The 17,544-nt window shown below is 59.6% G+C and carries 18 protein-coding genes; 9 read left to right on the forward strand and 9 right to left on the reverse strand.

The genetic code is table 11. From position 1 onward, the window contains the following. The 3 genes from WCA10_RS23145 to WCA10_RS23155 form a co-directional block, all read right to left on the reverse strand. A partial coding sequence (locus WCA10_RS23145) for a hypothetical protein (protein WP_472824903.1) occupies positions 1-205 on the reverse strand: 205 nt, incomplete at its 3' end. Positions 206-321: 116 nt separating this feature from the next. Further along, positions 322-798: a DinB family protein gene (locus WCA10_RS23150; protein ID WP_472824904.1), complete on the reverse strand. Its 477-nt coding sequence runs from the start codon at positions 796-798 to the stop codon at positions 322-324. Between the two features lie 47 nt (positions 799-845). Then, a complete protein-coding gene (locus WCA10_RS23155) occupies positions 846-1,355 on the reverse strand; it encodes a GNAT family N-acetyltransferase (RefSeq protein ID WP_472824905.1) in 510 nt (169 codons plus the stop codon). A 74-nt stretch (positions 1,356-1,429) separates the two neighbouring features. Between WCA10_RS23155 and WCA10_RS23160 the strand changes: the two genes are divergently transcribed. The 7 genes from WCA10_RS23160 to WCA10_RS23190 all read left to right on the forward strand — a co-directional run bounded on the left by WCA10_RS23160 (position 1,430) and on the right by WCA10_RS23190 (position 6,845). After that, positions 1,430-1,966, forward strand: coding sequence for a DinB family protein (locus WCA10_RS23160; protein ID WP_472824906.1), 537 nt, complete (start codon positions 1,430-1,432; stop codon positions 1,964-1,966). Between the two features lie 67 nt (positions 1,967-2,033). Beyond that, positions 2,034-2,594: a YceD family protein gene (locus tag WCA10_RS23165; RefSeq protein WP_472824907.1), complete on the forward strand. Its 561-nt coding sequence runs from the start codon at positions 2,034-2,036 to the stop codon at positions 2,592-2,594. Positions 2,595-2,676: 82 nt separating this feature from the next. Then, positions 2,677-2,865 (forward strand): 50S ribosomal protein L32, encoded by a 189-nt coding sequence (gene rpmF, locus WCA10_RS23170; protein ID WP_472824908.1) that lies wholly within the window; start codon positions 2,677-2,679, stop codon positions 2,863-2,865. A gap of 136 nt (positions 2,866-3,001) precedes the next feature. Next, the gene (plsX, locus tag WCA10_RS23175) at positions 3,002-4,057 is read left to right on the forward strand and encodes a phosphate acyltransferase PlsX (protein WP_472824909.1); all 1,056 of its coding nucleotides are present in this window, start codon (positions 3,002-3,004) and stop codon (positions 4,055-4,057) included. A 24-nt stretch (positions 4,058-4,081) separates the two neighbouring features. Beyond that, positions 4,082-4,264 carry a Trm112 family protein gene (locus WCA10_RS23180; protein WP_472824910.1) on the forward strand — a complete coding sequence of 61 codons (183 nt, stop codon included), beginning with the start codon at positions 4,082-4,084 and terminating at the stop codon, positions 4,262-4,264. Between the two features lie 65 nt (positions 4,265-4,329). Further along, on the forward strand, positions 4,330-5,742 hold the full coding sequence (locus tag WCA10_RS23185; RefSeq protein WP_472824911.1) for an APC family permease: 1,413 nt from the start codon (positions 4,330-4,332) through the stop codon (positions 5,740-5,742). Beyond that, a complete protein-coding gene (locus WCA10_RS23190; protein ID WP_472824912.1) occupies positions 5,739-6,845 on the forward strand; it encodes an aromatic ring-hydroxylating oxygenase subunit alpha in 1,107 nt (368 codons plus the stop codon). Before WCA10_RS23185 ends, WCA10_RS23190 begins: the two co-directional genes overlap by 4 nt. 6 nt (positions 6,846-6,851) lie before the next feature. Here the strand turns inward: WCA10_RS23190 and WCA10_RS23195 are convergent, their stop codons facing one another. Both WCA10_RS23195 and WCA10_RS23200 read right to left on the reverse strand, forming a co-directional pair. Continuing rightward, the gene (locus WCA10_RS23195) at positions 6,852-7,820 is read right to left on the reverse strand and encodes an MBL fold metallo-hydrolase (RefSeq protein ID WP_472824913.1); all 969 of its coding nucleotides are present in this window, start codon (positions 7,818-7,820) and stop codon (positions 6,852-6,854) included. A gap of 118 nt (positions 7,821-7,938) precedes the next feature. Continuing rightward, positions 7,939-11,472: a glycosyltransferase gene (locus tag WCA10_RS23200; RefSeq protein WP_472824914.1), complete on the reverse strand. Its 3,534-nt coding sequence runs from the start codon at positions 11,470-11,472 to the stop codon at positions 7,939-7,941. Positions 11,473-11,503: 31 nt separating this feature from the next. On the opposite strand from WCA10_RS23200, the gene WCA10_RS23205 reads away from it, so the two are divergent. Beyond that, the gene (locus WCA10_RS23205; protein ID WP_472824915.1) at positions 11,504-12,964 is read left to right on the forward strand and encodes an ArnT family glycosyltransferase; all 1,461 of its coding nucleotides are present in this window, start codon (positions 11,504-11,506) and stop codon (positions 12,962-12,964) included. On the opposite strand, the gene WCA10_RS23210 is transcribed toward WCA10_RS23205, so the two are convergent. The 3 genes from WCA10_RS23210 to serS all read right to left on the reverse strand — a co-directional run bounded on the left by WCA10_RS23210 (position 12,898) and on the right by serS (position 15,449). Further along, a complete protein-coding gene (locus tag WCA10_RS23210; protein ID WP_472824916.1) occupies positions 12,898-13,593 on the reverse strand; it encodes a LolA family protein in 696 nt (231 codons plus the stop codon). The two genes, WCA10_RS23205 and WCA10_RS23210, sit on opposite strands and share 67 nt — an antisense overlap. Before the next feature lie 69 nt (positions 13,594-13,662). After that, positions 13,663-14,034 (reverse strand): hypothetical protein, encoded by a 372-nt coding sequence (locus WCA10_RS23215; RefSeq protein ID WP_472824917.1) that lies wholly within the window; start codon positions 14,032-14,034, stop codon positions 13,663-13,665. Continuing rightward, positions 14,031-15,449, reverse strand: a complete 1,419-nt coding sequence (serS, locus tag WCA10_RS23220; RefSeq protein ID WP_472824918.1) for a serine--tRNA ligase — start codon at positions 15,447-15,449, stop codon at positions 14,031-14,033. Before serS ends, WCA10_RS23215 begins: the two co-directional genes overlap by 4 nt. 140 nt (positions 15,450-15,589) lie before the next feature. On the opposite strand from serS, the gene WCA10_RS23225 reads away from it, so the two are divergent. Further along, the gene (locus WCA10_RS23225; protein ID WP_472824919.1) at positions 15,590-16,114 is read left to right on the forward strand and encodes a DinB family protein; all 525 of its coding nucleotides are present in this window, start codon (positions 15,590-15,592) and stop codon (positions 16,112-16,114) included. 8 nt (positions 16,115-16,122) lie between these two features. Here WCA10_RS23225 and WCA10_RS23230 read toward each other — a convergent pair whose 3' ends face one another. Beyond that, complete coding sequence (locus WCA10_RS23230) at positions 16,123-17,487, reverse strand: NAD(P)/FAD-dependent oxidoreductase (RefSeq protein ID WP_472824920.1); 1,365 nt, start codon at positions 17,485-17,487, stop codon at positions 16,123-16,125. Positions 17,488-17,544: the final 57 nt, after the last annotated feature.

Raw genomic sequence — 17,544 nt, forward strand, 5'->3', positions numbered from 1 at the left:
GCTTGCCACCGAGTCGATCGAAGAGCATCTTTCGCTTTGGCAATGCGGCCGCGAAGTCGTCGAGGCGGACGCAGCGAGTTCCATGGGTATCGGCAGAGATAAAGGGATCGGCAAATAGAGACACCTGCGCAAGAATGCTCTCTTCGCTGCTTTTCTGCGCAAACAGCTGGAATAAGCGGCTGATGGCCGTTTCGTGGGTGATCATGGAGTTCTCCTTTTGGCAGTCACACGGTTAGGTTCCGTGCTTAGAAGCACTTTAATATTATATCAGATTCTTGCATATAAGTCAAGCATTACCAGTGCTTTAGCTGAGGATATTGCCTAACGCTGGATCGATTGATCTTTGACCCACAAAACGTAATCCGTGCCAGGCGGTGTTCCGCCGAGCGCTCGCAATCGCGTTGCGCTTTGGGCGCGATGCCCCTGGGTGTGAAGGCAGATCTGCAGAATCGCCTGCCGCACCGAAACATCGATTCCAAGTCGAGAGGAACGGGTCTGCAACGTGCGTTCGAGTTCCGATTCGCTCGCATGGGCGAGCCACTCGGATTCAAGGCGTTCGGTCTCACCGAATTGATCGCTGATGATGGAGAGACTTGCGGGGACTTGCATTTCGCATGCGCGATCGAATGGAAGCCCGAGGATGGCGAATAGCCAGAAGCGGTTGGAGACGAGGATGTGGTGAAGCATCTTGCGCAATTCTTCGTCCTCAGCGGCGGCGGGATGTTGCGCGATGGCGCGCAACAGGCTGGTGTTGGCCCAACTCTTGTGGCGCATCAGTTCTTCAATCATCGAGAGCATGGTTGTCACTCCATCGAATGGTTGCGCATTTTTTGACAGCACCGGTTTTATTCGCCACCGGCGGGCGGCGTGATCCAGTATTGCAGGAAAACCAGGTCAAGGAAGCGGTCGAATTTGTAGCCGACTTCGCGAAGGTGGCCCGCGCGCTCGAAGCCGAAGCGCTCGAGGAAGCGGAGGGATGCGGTGTTTTCTGAATCCACGCCGGCGATCATGGAGTGCTTGCCGGCTTGCCGAGCCTGGACAATGAGGGCCTTGAGCAGAAGCGAACCCACGCCCTGGCCGCGCAGGTCTGAGGCAATGTGCACGGTGCCTTCGACCGTGGTGCGATAGCCGGGCCAGGAGCGGAAGTCGCCATAGCTCGCGAAGCCGCAGATGCGTTCGCCGTCGGTCGCGACGAGGACGGGGTAGTGCTGCTCAAGGCGCGTGCGCCACCAGGCAATGCGATCGGCAACGCTGGCGGGCTGGTCGTTGTAGATGGCTGTTGAGTTGGTGAGTACGTCGTTGTAGATTGCGGTGATCTCTTCAAGGTCGGCCTCGACGGCATCGCGGATCTGCATGGTTTGCCCTCGCATTTGACTCAGATGGTGGGCCGGAACCAGAATAGCTGTTTCGGCATAAAGGTTTGGTCAGGATGGAGAAAGCAGAAAAAGTCGAAGTGCTGCGGCAATTGCAGGCCGGCCGCGATGCGCTGAGTAAGGCGGTCGCGGGTATCGATGATGCGATGGCTGCACACAAACCTTCGCGCGAGTCGTGGTCGATTCTGGATTGCGTGGAGCACATGGTGATTACGGAGAGATACTTGCTGACGCGGTTGCAGGCGGCTGAGCATGTCGACCAGCCTTTCGAGAAATCGCGGCGGGAAGGCAAGATCGCGATGCTTGCCGCGGATCGGAGCAGGCGGATCGAGGCACCGGAGCAGGCGCATCCACATGGACACTTCGCGACTTTGGGCGAGGCGGTTGCCGCGTTCGATGCGATCCGGGAAGAGGTGAAAAGCTGGGTGGAGAATTGCGCCGGCGATCCGCGCTGCATGTTGACGGACCATCCACTGATCGTGGGGCCGGTGACATGCGCGGAGACGCTGATCATGATTGCGGCGCACCCGGCGCGGCATGCGCAGCAGATTCAGGAGATTCGCGCGCGACTTTACAGCGCGCTTGAGCACTAGTCACCGCCTGTACGTGGAATCAGACCGCGCATTGACGCGCACGGCGGTGCGCCTTAGGCTGAAATCTATGGAATTCAAAGTTGTTGAGCTGGAACGGGAGCCGATCGAGTTTGATCTGGCGCTGCCGCCTGGCCAGGTGGATCTGGGCGACGAAGCCACGCAGATGGGAAATCTGGCTACTTCGGGCTTGGCGGAGGTCCTGCATGAGCACCGCGGACCGAGAGATATTGTTGCCGATATCCGGCTGCGGGGGAAGTTTGCGGGCAGGTTTGAGGTGCCGTGCGCGCGGTGCGTGGAGCCGGTAGAGATTCCGCTGGGGTCGGAGTTTGACCTGATCTTCAGGCCGGTGGTGGCCGACTCTGAGCCTACGGAGCGGTCGATAACGGCGCCCGAGACGGAAATCGGTTATTATCAGAGAGACAGTCTTTTGCTTGAGGATGTGCTGCGCGAGCAGGTGCTTTTGTCCCTGCCGGTCAGGACGCTGTGCAAGCCTGACTGCAAAGGACTTTGCCCGCGCTGCGGAGAGAACCGCAACAACCAGGATTGCTCTTGCGATGAGGGTCCGAGTGACCCCCGCTGGGAGGCGCTTTCAGGGTTGCGCAGCCAGATAAAGTCCTCAAAACATTAATGTTCAGGTGTTCCGCCCTTGCCGAGAGGCAAACTGGACCAGTGCGGTCCGGGAGGGGTGGGAACGCGAAAGGAATTGCACCATGCCCAATCCGAAAAGGCGCCACTCAACGCGCCGTACCTCTCTTCGCCGCTCCCACGACTTCCTTACCGCAACTGGTGTGTCGGAGTGCCCGAACTGCCACGAGAAGAAGCTTCCTCATCACGCCTGCGCCAAGTGCGGAGAGTACAAAGGCCGCGCGGTGCTCGAAACCAAGGAAGCTGCAAAGTAAACCGGCAATCCGATCAGGACACGCCGGGATATGCAATGATGCAAGTGTTTGAGACTGCGGGGTCGTCCCATGGGAACGGCCCCGTCAGCATTTCCAGCGTTTACGCATCATCAGCCGAGTCTACGGTGACTTGAGCATGCTCATCGACATTGTTCTTGACGCAGTCGGTTCCGACAAGGCGCCTGAGCCCGAAATCAAGGGCGCGATACTTGCCTGCCGTGAGCTTCCTGTACGTGTCCATCTTGTAGGGCCATCTTCAGAGATTCGTGACCTGCTGGACGAGCACCTCGAAAACGAGGAGCTGCCCATCGTCATCCACCATGCCTCGGAGAGGATCGGCATGGAGGAGAAGGCGGCGCATGCCGTTCGCACCAAGCGGGACAGCTCAATGCGCGTGGGGCTGAAGCTGGTACGCGAAGGCAAGGCCAAGGGCTTTGTGACCGCGGGCAATACCGGCGCCGCGATGGCCACGGCCAAAATGGTGCTGGGAGCGCTGCCGGGCGTGGATCGTCCCGCGCTGGCTACGCCGATGCCGAGCGCAACTGGAAATGCGTGCGTGCTGCTCGACGTGGGCGCAAACGTGGATTGCAAGCCGCACAACCTGGAACAATTTGCGGTGATGGGCGAGATGTACGCCCGCAGCGTGCTGAAAATTGCGCACCCGCGCGTGGGGCTGCTCTCGATTGGCGAGGAAGAGAGCAAGGGCAACGATCTGACGCGCGAGGCGTTTCCACTGCTGAAGGCGCTGCCGATTAAATTCATCGGGAACGTGGAAGGGCGCGATATTTTCAGCGGGCTGGCGGACGTGATTGTCTGCGACGGTTTTGTAGGCAACGTGGCGCTAAAGACGAGCGAGGGAGTGGGGCGCTTTGTGCGCGATGTTCTCCGCGAGTCGCTGACGCGGACGGTGACGGCGAAGGTGGGCGCGCTGCTTTCGCGGCAGGCGTTTAACGATTTTCGACGGCGGCTGGATTATCGCGAGTATGGCGGAGCCCAGTTGCTGGGCGTGCGCGGGGTTTGCGTGATCGGGCATGGGTCGTCGAACGACCGCGCAATCTTCAATGGCATTCGGGTGGCGTATGAGTTTGCCCATGCGGGGACCAACGAACGGATCGAGCAGGAATTCATGCGCAGGCCGCACCGCAAGCCCGGGCATGGAGAAGATGATGCTTCCGATGCGACGATTCACTAGTGCGCGCCGATGCCAGCCGAAACGATGAAGACAAATCTCGACAATCTTGAGCAGTGGAGCGATGATCTCGCATGTCCGGTGTGCTACGCGCCGCTGCGGTTTGAGGAAGCAGTCGTGGTGTGCACCGCCTGTGCGCGCACCTATCCCGTTGAGGATGGGATTCCAGTGCTGATTCCGCAGCGGGCCAGCGAACCCTCTACGAATTAGAAGACGAGAGCCTCGGCGGTTATTCTGGGGAACAAGTTTTCTCCGGCGTACAAGCGAGGTCACACTTGGCTACAGCAAAACTGAAGCGGGCGCTCGGGTTCCGTGACGTTTTGCTGTTTTACGTTGCTTCGGGACTGAGCCTGAGATGGATCGCTACGGCGGCGGCGAGCGGGCCTTCTGCGATTGCAGTGTGGCTGACGGCGCTGGTGGGATTTTTCGTTCCGCTGGCGGCATGTGTGCTGGATCTGTCGTCACGCTATCCTGCGGAGGGTGGGCTGTACATCTGGACGCGCGAGGCGTTCGGACCGTTCTCCGCTTTCATCTCAGCGTGGACGTACTGGATGAGCAATCTGCCGTATTTCCCCTCCGTCCTCTTCTTTGCAGCAAGCAGCCTTTTGTATGTGGGAGCCGGGGCGCAGAGACCGGCGGAGTCGCAGGCATATTTTCTGGTTTTTACGGTGGTGATGCTGGCGCTGATTACGCTGCTGAACGTGGTGGGACTGAGCACGGGGAAGTGGCTCAACAATCTTGGCGCAATCGGGAGCCTGATTCCCGCGGCGGTGCTGATTGGGCTGGGCTGTTTTTCGTTCGCGCGCTTTGGGGCGGCAACGCACTTCACATTGAGCGCGATGGTGCCGCGGCCGGGAATGAAGAACCTGATTTTTCTTTCGACAATCTTTTTTGCGTTTGGCGGATGCGAGGCAGGATCGTTCATGGGGGATGAAATCAAGGAGCCGCGGCGGGTAATTCCGCGAGCGCTTTTTGGGGCAGGCGCGATTCTGGGGCTGGGGTATATCGCGGGGACCGCGTCGATGCTGGTGGCGCTGCCTTCGAGTAGTATCAGCGGACTGGGCGGATTCATGACGGCGGTTGATTTTCTGGCGCGGCGGCTGGGGATGGGCGTTGTGGTCGCACCGATCGCGGTGCTGGTGGCGGTGAGTAATATTGGCGCGGCAAGCGCATATCTTTCGTCGACGGCAAGGTTGCCGTTTGTGGCGGGGGTGCAACGTTATTTGCCCGAGGCGTTCGGACGGATTCATCCGCGGTTCAGGACGCCGCACGTGGCGCTGATTTCGTACGGCGCAGCGGGGATTTTTTTTGGATTGCTTGGGCAGACGGGCACGAGCATTTACGGTGCCTACGACATGCTGGTGAGCATGGCGGTGATCACGTACTTCATTCCGTATCTTTTCCTGTTTGCATCGGCGATCCGGCTGCAGGGTCAGCCGCTGCCCGAGGGGGCGTTCCGGTTAACGGGTGGACACCGGACAATTATCCCGTTGGCGTGCCTGGGCATGGTCTCGACGGCCTGCACGATTGTGCTTTCGTTGTTCCCGGCGGAGGACGATGCGCATCCGACGGCTACATTTCTCAAAGTGGTGATCATGACGCTTGTCCTTCTTGCCGCCGGCATTGCAGTTTACCGCTCGGGCCAGCGAAGACAGGCGAACGATCATCCAGAAAGGAATATGGCATGAGCAGATCCCTCGCCGAATTGCTGGATTTGTATAACGCGCATGCGCCGCTCGAAGAGGCGTCGACGATTCCGGCATCGTGGTATCTGGATGCGCGCGTTGAGCAGGCGGAGCGTGAGTATGTCTTCGGGTGCAACTGGATCGCGGTGGGACGGTTGGACCAGGTTGCGGAAAAGGGACAGTTTTTTACCGTTGAGATTGCAGGTGAGCCGCTGGTGATTGTGAGGGGAACGGATGGAGTGCTACGCGCTTTTTACAACGTGTGCCGGCATCACGCGGCGGCCGTAGCCAATGTGCCGTGCGGAACGGTGCAGCATCTGCGCTGTCCCTATCATGGCTGGACGTATGGACTGGACGGGGCGTTGAAGGGAACGCCGGAGTTTGCGGGGGTGTGCAATTTCGATCGTGCGGCGAACGGGCTGGTTCCGGTGCGCGCGGCGACGTGGGAGCAGTTTGTGTTTGTGACGCTGGATGCGGATGCGCCGGAGTTGAATGCGTGGCTTGGAGATTTGCCGGAACGGGTGGCGCCGCTGGGCATTGGCAACCTGCACTTTTTTGCGCGGAAGACGTATATGCTTTCGTGCAACTGGAAGGTCTACGTGGATAACTATCTCGATGGGGGATATCACGTACCGCATCTGCACAAGGGGTTGAACAGCGTGCTCGATTACAAGGAATACACGATTGAGAACAGCGCGCAATATTCGCTGCAGTCGAGCCCGATGGTGAGTTCGCAGGAGCATGAATCGTATGCGGCGACGCGGACGGGGGATCGGGCTTACTACTACTGGCTGTATCCGAATTTCATGATCAATATCTATCAAGGAGTAATGGACACGAACCTCGTGCTTCCGCTCGCGACGGAGCGGTGCCTGGTGCAATTCGATTTCTACTTTGCGCAGGTGAGCGATACAGCGCGGGAGGGAAATGCGAAGAGCGTCGCCGTGAGCGATCGAATCCAGGACGAGGACGTTGATATCTGCGAATCGGTGCAGCGGGGATTGCATTCCCGGGCATATGGGGCGGGACGGTTGTCGGTGCGGCGCGAGGGCGGCGAGCATTTGTTTCATCGGTTGCTGGCGGGAGATTTGCGCAAGGCAACTTGAGTGTGTTCAGGGCTCCCAGATGTCGCCGGGGAGGAGAGATTGCGCGCTCAGGTTAGCTGAGCGCGCGCGCATGGTTTTCTCCAGCAGTTGGGCGGGTTCGTCCCACGGCTCATCGGTGAGCGGGAAGGTTCCCCAATGGACGCCGAGTAGATGCTGTGCGCCGCAGTCGATGGCGATTTGGACCGCCTGCGCGGGATCGGCGTGCTGCGACTTCATGAACCAGCGAGGCTCGTAGGCGCCGATGGGTAAGATAGCGACGCGGGATGCGCCGCAGCGCTTGCGAATTTCCGCGAAAATCTTTCCGTCCTGATAGCCGGTGTCGCCGGCGCAGTAGACGATGCCGGCGGGTGTCTCGAGAACGAACCCACCCCAGAGCGCGAGCCGGCGATCGCCGAGGTTGCGCGCGGACCAGTGATATGCGGGGACGATGGTGGCGCGAATCTGATCGGAAAGTTGAAAGGCATGCCACCAGTCGCCGGTTCGTGCCTGCATATCCGGCGCGTCTTTGCGGATGACCGCGTCGTTGCCGAGCGGCGAGAAGACGGCTGGTTTGTGCGCTCTCCAGAGACGCGCGAGGGTGTCGGTGTCCATATGGTCGTAGTGGTTGTGGGTGACCAGGACGGCGTGGATGGGAGGCAGGTCATCGAAAGCGATAGACGGCGGATTGCGCCGCCGTGGACCGATGGAACGAAACGGGCTGGTGCGATCGGACCAGACGGGATCGACGAGGATGTTGAGTGCGGCGACCTGGATCAGCAGTGAGGCATGGCCGATGGCAGTGATGCGCAGGCCTTCGACACGCGGATCCGGCTTCAATCCAGCGCGAGCGGGAATGAATGCGGGCCACCGCGACCGCTTTCCGAATAACTTCCAGCGAAGGATATCGAAGATGCTCTTGTCCGTGGAGGGTAGGCCTGCGTGAAAGAACTGCCTGCCGTTGAAGTGGTCGGAGCGCGGACCGTTGTAGTAGCTCATGCTTCGCAATCGCAGTTCATAGTTCTTGGTTCACAGTTCACAATTCCACGCTCGTCTTTTTGCACGGCAGTGCAGTCAACGCAGACGAAAACGAAGCGATCAACTATGAACTACGAACTCACGTTGTCAGGGCTTCGGTCTGTTTGCTCATCTTGGCGGTGCGCTCGATCTTGTCCCAGTTGAAGGGCTTGCCGTCAATGGCGCGCTTGAGGGTTTTGGCGAGAACGATGGAGAAGACCTGGCGGTAGGCGAAGCGTTGCAGCCAGATGTGGAAGAGCAGCCAGCCGTCACCCTTGTTGGCGGGGTGGCGTCGTTCGAGGCTGAAGGCGATGGTCGAAGTGATGAAGTCGATCAGGAGAAACGCGCCAAAGTAGGCGAGCAGTTTTTCAAGGCTGGCGGCAGAGGCGGCCTCGGGATGGTAGTGGCGATCGACGAGATAGTGCGCGAGCCCGGCGAGAAACATCAAGTCGATGAAAGGCGAGACGAGGGGAAGAAACATCTGGAAGATAAGGATGTTGGGCAGCGCGAAGAGGCCCATGGCCTTGTTGCGGACGAACGCCATGCGATGCTTCCATACTGCCTGCAAAATGCCGAAGGACCAGCGAAAGCGCTGTCGCATCAGGCCGCGTGCGTCGATGGGCGCCTCGGTGAAAGCGAGCGCGCGATCTTCGTAGACGACCTTGTACTTCTGTTCGAGCAGGTTCATGGTGAGGTCGGCATCTTCGGCGACGGTGTTGATGGGATAGCCGCCCGCGGCCCTTGCTCCAGCGGTGCGCCATGCGCCAATGGCGCCGGGGACGACAGTGACGACGTTGAAGAGATCGAGGGCCCGACGTTCGAAGTTCTGGCTGGTGATGTATTCGAGTGCCTGCCAGCGCGTCCAGAGGTTGACGCGGTTGCCGACCTTCGCGTTGCCGGCGACGGCGCCGACGCGCTCATCTTCGAAATGGGGAATCAGTTTTGAGATCGCGTCCATGGCGATGACGGTGTCGGCGTCAATGCCGACATAGAAGTCTTCATCAATCCCTTCCAGCGCGAAGTTCAGGGCTGCAGCTTTTCCGCCGTTGGGCTTGGTGAGGACCTGCACGCGCCCGGCGGCAATATCTTGTGCATAGGCCTCGCGGGCAATTTCGAAGGTGCGGTCCGTCGAGCCGTCATCGACGACGATGACGTGCAGGTTTGTGTAGTCAGAGTTGAGCACCGAACGGATGGTGCGCACGATGACCTTCTCCTCGTTGTAGGCGGGGATGAATACGGCGACACGTGGATGGAAGCCGGGCGACGCCTGCCGACGCGGTCCAAGGAGACGATCGATGACGGCGAAGATGCCGACGATGATGAGACGCGCGCTCATGAGGATATCGCCGACGAAGAAGACGAGGACAATGAAGCGGCCGATGATGGAGAGCGCGGAGAAGGCGATGGAGTCCGGAATGGCGCGGACATATTGCCGCCAGGTAAGCGGCGGCATTACTTGTGCGGTCGTCATGCCCATGAGCGCGGAAACGGGGACGATGGTGTATCCCTTGGCTCGCAAAGTGTCGATGAGGACTGGCAAGGCAGCCACGGTCGCGGAACGGTCACCGCCGCCGTCGTGCATGAGGATGATGGAGCCGCGAAACTGCGGCTTCGTTTTCATGGTGTTCAGCTGGTCGAGCACGAACGCGGTGATCTCGGCAGGAGTCTTTGGATTGCGCTCATCCCAGTCGTTGGTGTCGATCTTGTTGCCGACCACGGTGAGGCCGAGTTGCTGCACGCGCACGACAGGTTCGGCTTGATCGTCGGTTTCAGGCTCTTCGTCGATGTCGTAGGGTGGGCGGAAGTAGAGTGGTTGGACGCCGAGTTTGCTGGCGAAGAGGCGTTCCGTGAGCTTCACTTCGAGATCGAGGCGGTTGGGTGAGATGGATTTCTCACTGATGTCTGGGTGCGTGTAGGTGTGGTTGCCGATCTCGTGGCCCTCGCGCTGGACGCGCTGCATGAGGCCGATGTTCTCCTGGGCCTCAGCGCCAATCATCATGAAGGCAGCCTTGACGTTCTTCTTTTTGAGGATGTCGAGAATTTTGGGAGTCCATTTGGGATCGGGTCCATCGTCAAAAGAGATGGCAACCTCGTTGGGATGGTAGCCGTAGTATTCGACGGTGTACGTGTGCGGGAATATATCCATGTGCTCGTCGATGATGAGTTTTTTGCGCGGGTCGGGCTCATCGGTATCCACGGTCACGGTGCGTTTGCCGGTCTTGGGCAGACCGGTGATGCGGAGAATATCGCCCGAGCCCTGCACATCGACGTCGTGCCCAGGCTGAAGCAAACCAAGCGCATCAAGCGAAGCGGGATTCGTGGGCTTATCCCAGATGTTCCACATGCTGCGGTCTTCGCCGCCCAGCCTCCACAGTGCGAACGTCCGAATCCCCAGTCCGCGCGCGGCGCGCAGTTCATCAAGCATTGTCACGCCATCGAGGAACCAGACAACGTGGCGCGTATGCGTGTCTTCGTCGATGTATTCAAAGTGCGGGTTAAGGGAGTTGTAGTCGAGATCGAGGTCCGCATCGGCGTCGCTCGCACGCTGCCACACGTCGGCAACATGTGGAACGTCTTCAGTGTCGATGACGCGGGGATTGCGTAACTTTGGGTTGCGAGCCTTGGGGTCGGGGATGGACATCTCCCAATCGAACCCATAATTGCCGACGGCGCAGATGAGCTTGTTGAGCGGCACAGATTTGAGAGCTCGGTTGAGATTGGCGATAAACCAATCCTGGCTGGCGATGGGACCTGGCTGGCTCTCAGTTTCATGCTCGTCGTAGTTCATCAAAATGACGGCGTCGGAGTTCTGAGAGATGGTATGCAGCTCGTCGGCCGGCATTGACACGCCAACGTTGACATACAGCCGAAGGCTGCGCGCATGAAGGTCAGAGTAGAGGTCATGGATAAAGGCCACGTAGGATTTCTGCGCTTCATCCGGGACAGTTTCGAAATCGAGAGACAGACCGTGATAGGCGGGATAGGCGGCGAAAAGCCGGTCCAGCTCCTGTCGCAGGACCGCGCGCTTTGACGGATCGTTCAGAATAGCGGCGACTGCGGGATCCCAGTTCTGGGTTTGCGCATTGAAATTTGTGAGAAGCGGAAAGACCTCGGTGTCCTCGTGAGCCCCTTGAATCAGGCGCTCGACCTTGTTGAGATCGTCAGGGTCGTGAACTATGCCGCCCTGGAAGATGGGGAACTCCTGGCCGTACTGGTTGGTTCCATGCAGGTCAGTGGATGGCCCATCCAGGTGAAGCCATTGCGGAAACAGCAGATCGATCTGATGGATGTGTCCCTTAAGCGAAGCGTAGCTTGCCGGGTCGTCGGGGAGGTAATAAGCGGCGCGCAAGCCTTCGTCGGCGTTGAATGGGATTTCAGAAGGTTTGCGATTCGTTTTGCGGCGCGCGGGGTGAATGGGCTTCTGGCCGCGTGCCAGCGGCACCCTGTTCTGCAATGCCCTGTAGGTGTGTTTCTGCGTTGGTATCAGCAACTCTGGCAGGGGCTGGCCCCGGAGCACATTGAAGATAAAGCCGGCGAGCACGAGCGTGGATACCACCGCCGTGATGTCGAATATGCGGCGCAGGCGCTTCCATCGGGTTCGCTGGGGATCAAAAAATATCTGTTTATCGAGCATCGTTGTTTCTAAGGTATACAGTACGAATCGTATGGAAGCTGGACCCCTGAGTCAATCGAACCAGACGGCCGCGATGGGTAGCCGGATGCGGTCTGCTCTGTCGGTAACCCCTGCCCTTCTTGCTGGAGCGCTTCTGCGTATTTGGATGCTCAAGCAGTTCTATGAGGTCACTGGCGATGCGCTGATCTACGGGGGGATCGCGAAGAATCTGCTGCTTTCGGGGCGTTATGCGCTGACGGTGGGCACGGGCGAGACATATCCGACGCTGATCCGGCTGCCGGGGTACCCGCTGTTTCTGGCGGTGTGTTTCAAGCTGTTTGGAATGGAAAACTATGCCGCGGCGGCGTGGGTCCAGATTGTCCTGGAACTGGCGGGTTGCCTGCTGCTAGCGGATTTTGCGCGGCGGGTGGCGCCGGCGCGGGTGAGCGTGGGTGCGGCGCATTGCACGCTGTGGCTGGCGGCGTTGTGCCCCTTTACAGCTGTGTATGCTGCGAGTCCGCTGACGGAGGCACCCACGCTGTTTTTGATCGCGCTGGCGATGGGTTGCGCAGCGAAATTTGTGGAGAGGCCGGGATGGCCGGCGGCATTGGGATTTACGTTTGCGGTGACGTATGCGGCGCTGCTCCGGCCGGATGGAGCGCTGGTGGCGGTGGCGTTCGGGCCCGCACTGCTGCTGGCCCTGGTGCGCAAGAGAGATCGGGTTCAGGTGCGCGGCGGAGTCAATCGGATGGTTGCGGTTTGTGTGCTGCTGGCCGTGATGCCGTTTGCGGCCTGGACGTGGCGCAATTGGAGCACGTTTCACGTGATCGAGCCGCTGGCTCCTCGTTACGCGACCGATCCTGGAGAGGCGACGCAGGCGGGCTGGGTGAGTTGGGTGAAGACCTGGTGCCTGGATTTCGTTTCGACCTACCAGGTGTACTGGAATGTGCCGGGAGATACGCTCTACGTTTCCAAACTGCCGGCGCGGGCATTCGATTCGCCGCAACAGTACGCAGAGACGGCGGCGCTGGCCCTTGACTACAACAACAATGGCGAGGTCCTGACGCCGGAGATCGATGCGCGATTCGCGAAGCTCGCAAAGGAACGATATGCGGCGCATCCCTTGCGGTCGTATGTGCTGCTGCCGTTAGGGCGTGTTTTGGACATGTGGCTGCGCCCACGCGTTGAGAACCTTCCCATCGATCTGGACTGGTGGATCTACAAGCATCACAACGCGGAGACGCGCTTCAGCTGGTTCTATGCGGGATTGAATGCGTTTTACCTGCTGCTGGGGATTGCGGGACTGTGCATGCGCCCGAAGATGTGGCCGTGGATGCTGGCGTACATGGTGCTGCGCAGCGCGCTGCTGCTGACGGTGGAAGCACCCGAGGCGCGGTATACGATCGAGTGCTTTCCGATGCTGTTTGTGCTGGGCGGGGTGGCGCTCTACCGGTTCATGTACTGGGTCTTGCGGTCAGTCTTGAAGGTGAACGCGTCAGAAGGCAGGGATTGATTCAACTTGATGTTGGAGTAGGTTGCTGTCCGCGATTGGCCCTCTCCTTCGTCAAAGAACTGCTTCACACTGATGCCGCGCGCAGGATCGATCCAAATCGTAATCTTTGGAAAGAGCTTCAAGATATCGGGGTCCCTCGCGACGAGCTCAAGCTTGTCCGTCTTCACGCCGTTTACGGTCTCTTCGCCGCCGTATTTCACATTGAACTTTTGTTCCAGATCTTTGCCGCTCGCGCCGAAGCCAAGCTGCAAATAGCCTTCGTATTTGCCGGCCTTTTTTGATCGCGTGACCTGGTCAATTAGCTTTTCGTAAAGCTGAAATTCACCACCAGCTACTACGATTACTTTGGGGACGGGCTTTCCGTTGTCTTCATTGATGTGGATGCCCATGCGCATCGCGCCGTTCTTGCGGTCATAGTAGACGACGCCCTTTTGTACGTCAGTGTTGGGGACCGGATCAGTTTGCGTACTGTCAAATTCGAAATTTGCGGTCGTGGAACGGAAATTAGCAGCAGTGGCATCGAGTCTGGCTAATACGGTCTTCAAATCCTGCGCGGCGATCTTCGGAGCGGTCGAGGCGCAAAAGAACGCAAACAATACGGCGATCAGGGTTTTCTTTCCAGGCTGCATAGACTTCCTTTTCCTGTTGGACGGATCGATGCGCTGAGCGGGAGAACCGTCCGGGTTTTTATGCGGGCCTTAGCGCCGGGCCCAAATCTTCCAAACGGTGTTGCCCTGGGCGTCGGGCGCAGTTTCCCAGCGAATGACCGAGACGGCGTCGCCGGTGACAGGCTCGATGGCCTTGCGCAGAATCTTTCGAACGTCATTCGTGGAAGCGGACGGAGGAATACTCACATCCGATGCGGCGAGCGTCACGATGATGCCGCGTCCACCATCGGCAGTGACCTGGATGGGATGCGAAGGGCCTGCTGCGCGCAAAGGCTTGTCGCCGTAGTCCCACAGGTGGGGCGTGACGAAGATGAAGAGCAGGATCAACGACACCATGACGTCGTAATGGACGTTGCCGCGGGGATAGGTCCAATAGAAGTAGTTCTTCAGGAACTTGTTCATGGCTGCACCTGCCGGGTAATACGCTCAAGGCCGCCCATGTAGGGGCGCAAGGCGTCGGGAACGATGACGGAGCCATCGGCCTGCTGGTAGTTCTCAAGAATCGCGAGCCACGTGCGACCAACCGCGAGGCCGCTCCCGTTGAGAGTGTGGACGAATTCCGGCTTGGCTTTCTGGGAGAACGCGATCTTGATGCTGGAAAGAACCGGAACGTAATCGGCTTTTTGGCTTGGAGCCGCGTCCTGAGCGTTGTCCTCCGAAGGCGCCCGGCGGTAGCGGATGTTGGCGCGGCGGGCCTGGAAGGCTTCAAAGTTGGAGCAGGATGAGATTTCGCGGTATAGCTGCTGACCGGGGAGCCAGACTTCGAGGTCGAAGGTCTTGGCGGAGCTAAATCCGGTGTCGGCGGTGCAGAGAAGAACACGCCGGTACGGAAGCTTGAGGGCTTCGAGAATCTCTTCGGCGTTGCGGGTCAGCTTTTCGTGCTCGGCGTCGGATTGGTCGGGGCGGGTGAATTTGACCAGTTCGACTTTTTGAAACTGGTGCTGGCGGATGATGCCGCGCGTGTCCTTGCCTGCGGCTCCGGCTTCGGCGCGGAAGCAGGGAGTGTAGGCGGTGAGGCAGATGGGCAGGCGGGCTTCGTCGAGAATTTCGTCGCGGTAGAGGTTGGTGACGGGGACCTCGGCGGTGGGGATGAGCCAGTGGTCGTTGTCTCTGAACTCGCCGCGCGCGACGGCTTCCGCGTCTGCGTCGGAACAGCGGAAGAGGTCTTCGGCAAACTTGGGAAGCTGGCCGGTGCCGAAGAGACTTTTCGAGTTGACCATGAACGGCGGCAGCACCTCGGTGTACCCGTGCTGCTGGGTGTGCGTGTCGAGCATGAAGCCGATAAGCGCACGTTCGAGGCGAGCTCCTGCACCCATGTAAACGGCAAAGCGCGCGCCGCTGAGTTTGGCGGCACGTTGGAGGTCGAGAATGCCGAGCTGTTCGCCGAGTTCCCAGTGCGGTTTGGGGGTGAAGTCGAAGTGCGGCTTCTCGCCCCAGGTCTTCACCGTGACGTTGTCCTCTTCGGATTTGCCGATGGGGACTTCGTCGCGGGTAAGATTGGGAATGCTTGCGAGGGCGAGACGCATCTGTTCGTCAAGCGCGGTCGCGGACTTGTCGAGTTCGTCGAGCTTCTCTTTGAGAGCACGGGTCTCATCCATCACGGCGGTGGCGTCTTTGCCTTCGCGTTTGAGGGTGGCAACCTGCTGGCTTAGCTCGTTGCGGCGGGCCTTGAGCTGCTCTGCCGCAGTGATAGCTTCACGGCGGCGCTGGTCCAATTGCCGGAAATTGCCCAGAAGAGCGGCAGGGTCGGCGCCGCGGGCACGGAGTTTCTCTTCAACTGCTTCCAGGTTGCCCCGGACAAATCCCAGATCGAGCATGACTCTTTTCAGTTTAACGGATGACGGTCGGCACGGCGTTTTCGGAGATTGCCGCGGCAATAGACGTTGTTGCAGCCGAGATCGCTAGGGCGTAGGCTTGGGTCGCCGGCGGGGTCGGACGGCGCAAAGGAGATCCCGTCATGAATTGGACTCAACTTTTGGAAAAGAAGGTTGAAACGGCTTATTCAACAACCTCTAAACTGCTCGAGAAAGTTGACCCTGAGAGTCTTGATTGGAAGCCCGCGAGTGGCCGCAACTGGATGACAGTCGGTCAGCTGCTGCGCCATATTAGCGAGGCATGCGGAACTGGTTGCAGGGGATTTGTCACCGAAGATTCGGGCCTGCCGGCAGGAGTCACCTGGGAGACGATTGCCCCTGAGCAGATGTTTCCGCCAGCGGAGAAACTGCCATCGATTGAGAGCGTAGGCGAAGCAAAATGCCTGCTGGCCAAAGATAGAACTCTGGCGTTGCAGACGATCGAGATGGCCGGTGAAGACAAATTGGAAGCGGAAGTCGATGCCCCGTGGGCGCCCGGCAAGCCGCTTCCGCTGGGGCAACATCTGCTGCAGATGATTCAACACCTGGAGCGGCATGAAACACAGCTTTTCTATTACCTGAAACTCCAGGGAAAGTCTGTCAACACTCTCGACCTTTGGGGCGAGTAGCGGCTGTTTTACCGCACCCCGGCGGTGCGGGCGTCTTCCTGCTGAGACGGGCCCGCCTCTACCTGATCTTGCCACCCGGGCAGCCGCTGATCGCCGGTGATGAGTCTTGCGCCGCGGGTGAAGGTGAAGTAAGTCCAGACCCATTGCGAGAAGACGGAAATACGGTTGCGGAAACCGATGAGGAAGAAGATGTGCACCGCGATCCACGTGACCCAGGCCGCGAAGCCGCTGAGATGGGCTTTGAACGGCCACTCCACCTTGGCGACAGCGGCCATGCGGCCGATGGTAGCCATGTCGCCCTTATCGAAGTAGCGGAAGGCGGGGCGGCGCTTCAGTGCGAAATCGGCTTCGATCGTCTTGCCGATATGGTCGCCCATCTGCATGGCGGGTTGCGCAACGCCTGGGACCTGGTGGCCGTCCTGCTCGAAATGGGCGAGGTCGCCGAGGATGAAAACCTCGGGAAGGCCGGGCGGGTTGAGGTTGTTGTCGACGATGACGCAGCCGCGCTTGTCAGTCGGTGCGCCGATCATTTTCCCGAGAGGCGAGGCCTGAACGCCGGCGGCCCACAGGATGACGGCGGCCTCGATCCGTTGATCGTTGGCTTCGACCCAGCCGGGTCCAACGTTGCTGACATGGCTTTTGGTGTGGACCTCGACGCCAAGATGAAAAAGAGTACGCTCCGCCTTGGCGGAGAGGTCCTCGGGATACGCGGCGAGGACACGCGGCCCGTTGTCGATGAGGAGCACGCGTGCCTTGGAGGGGTCGATGTGGCGGAAATCATGGCGCATGTAAAGCTTGGCGATATCGCTGATGGCGCCTGCAAGTTCGACCCCCGTGGGACCGCCGCCGATGACGACGAAGTTGAGCGGCGGATGCCAGCCGTGCTCCTGCATTTGCCGCTCGGCAAGTTCGAAAGCGAGCAGGACGCGGCGGCGGATCTCGAGGGCGTCTTCAATGCTTTTGAGGCCGGGGGCGAAGGGCGCCCACTCATTTTTTCCAAAGTAAGAATGTGTGGCGCCTGTGGCGATGACGAGATAGTCATACGAAAGCTGGGCGCTGGAGGCGAGGCTGACGGTACGCTCCTGAACATCGATGCTGGTAACTTCGTCCATCAGGACTTCCGTATTCGTTTGGCGGCTCAGGATGGTGCGGATGGGCTGGGCAATGTCTGCCGGTGACAGCACGGCGAGCGCGACCTGGTAGAGCAGAGGCTGGAAAGTGTGATGGTTGCGGCGGTCCACAACGGTTACGTCCACGGGAAGATGGCCAAGCGCCAGCGCGGCGCGGAGGCCACCGAAGCCGGCGCCTACGATCACAACGCGCGGTCGCGCAACGCCATCACCCGAATGGAACGGTCTTGCCAGTTCGCTCATTCCACCTCGCTCTCCAACTATGTGATGCTCGAGAGCGCGCGAGGGTGACAGATGTTT

It is taken from the genome of Occallatibacter sp. (assembly GCF_049582745.1).
GTDB lineage: Bacteria > Acidobacteriota > Terriglobia > Terriglobales > Acidobacteriaceae > Telmatobacter.

What these genes read in the sequence shown, in the direction of transcription:
- WCA10_RS23150 (WP_472824904.1), bottom strand. Translation starts at nt 798, where the DNA reads ATGCTCTCGATGATTGAAGAACTGATGCGCCACAAGAGTTGGGCCAAC.
- WCA10_RS23155 (WP_472824905.1), bottom strand. Translation starts at nt 1,355, where the DNA reads ATGCAGATCCGCGATGCCGTCGAGGCCGACCTTGAAGAGATCACCGCA.
- WCA10_RS23160 (WP_472824906.1), top strand. Translation starts at nt 1,430, where the DNA reads ATGGAGAAAGCAGAAAAAGTCGAAGTGCTGCGGCAATTGCAGGCCGGC.
- WCA10_RS23165 (WP_472824907.1), top strand. Translation starts at nt 2,034, where the DNA reads ATGGAATTCAAAGTTGTTGAGCTGGAACGGGAGCCGATCGAGTTTGAT.
- rpmF (WP_472824908.1), top strand. Translation starts at nt 2,677, where the DNA reads ATGCCCAATCCGAAAAGGCGCCACTCAACGCGCCGTACCTCTCTTCGC.
- plsX (WP_472824909.1), top strand. Translation starts at nt 3,002, where the DNA reads ATGCTCATCGACATTGTTCTTGACGCAGTCGGTTCCGACAAGGCGCCT.
- WCA10_RS23180 (WP_472824910.1), top strand. Translation starts at nt 4,082, where the DNA reads ATGAAGACAAATCTCGACAATCTTGAGCAGTGGAGCGATGATCTCGCA.
- WCA10_RS23190 (WP_472824912.1), top strand. Translation starts at nt 5,739, where the DNA reads ATGAGCAGATCCCTCGCCGAATTGCTGGATTTGTATAACGCGCATGCG.
- WCA10_RS23195 (WP_472824913.1), bottom strand. Translation starts at nt 7,820, where the DNA reads ATGAGCTACTACAACGGTCCGCGCTCCGACCACTTCAACGGCAGGCAG.
- WCA10_RS23200 (WP_472824914.1), bottom strand. Translation starts at nt 11,472, where the DNA reads ATGCTCGATAAACAGATATTTTTTGATCCCCAGCGAACCCGATGGAAG.
- WCA10_RS23205 (WP_472824915.1), top strand. Translation starts at nt 11,504, where the DNA reads ATGGAAGCTGGACCCCTGAGTCAATCGAACCAGACGGCCGCGATGGGT.
- WCA10_RS23210 (WP_472824916.1), bottom strand. Translation starts at nt 13,593, where the DNA reads ATGCAGCCTGGAAAGAAAACCCTGATCGCCGTATTGTTTGCGTTCTTT.
- WCA10_RS23215 (WP_472824917.1), bottom strand. Translation starts at nt 14,034, where the DNA reads ATGAACAAGTTCCTGAAGAACTACTTCTATTGGACCTATCCCCGCGGC.
- serS (WP_472824918.1), bottom strand. Translation starts at nt 15,449, where the DNA reads ATGCTCGATCTGGGATTTGTCCGGGGCAACCTGGAAGCAGTTGAAGAG.
- WCA10_RS23225 (WP_472824919.1), top strand. Translation starts at nt 15,590, where the DNA reads ATGAATTGGACTCAACTTTTGGAAAAGAAGGTTGAAACGGCTTATTCA.
- WCA10_RS23230 (WP_472824920.1), bottom strand. Translation starts at nt 17,487, where the DNA reads ATGAGCGAACTGGCAAGACCGTTCCATTCGGGTGATGGCGTTGCGCGA.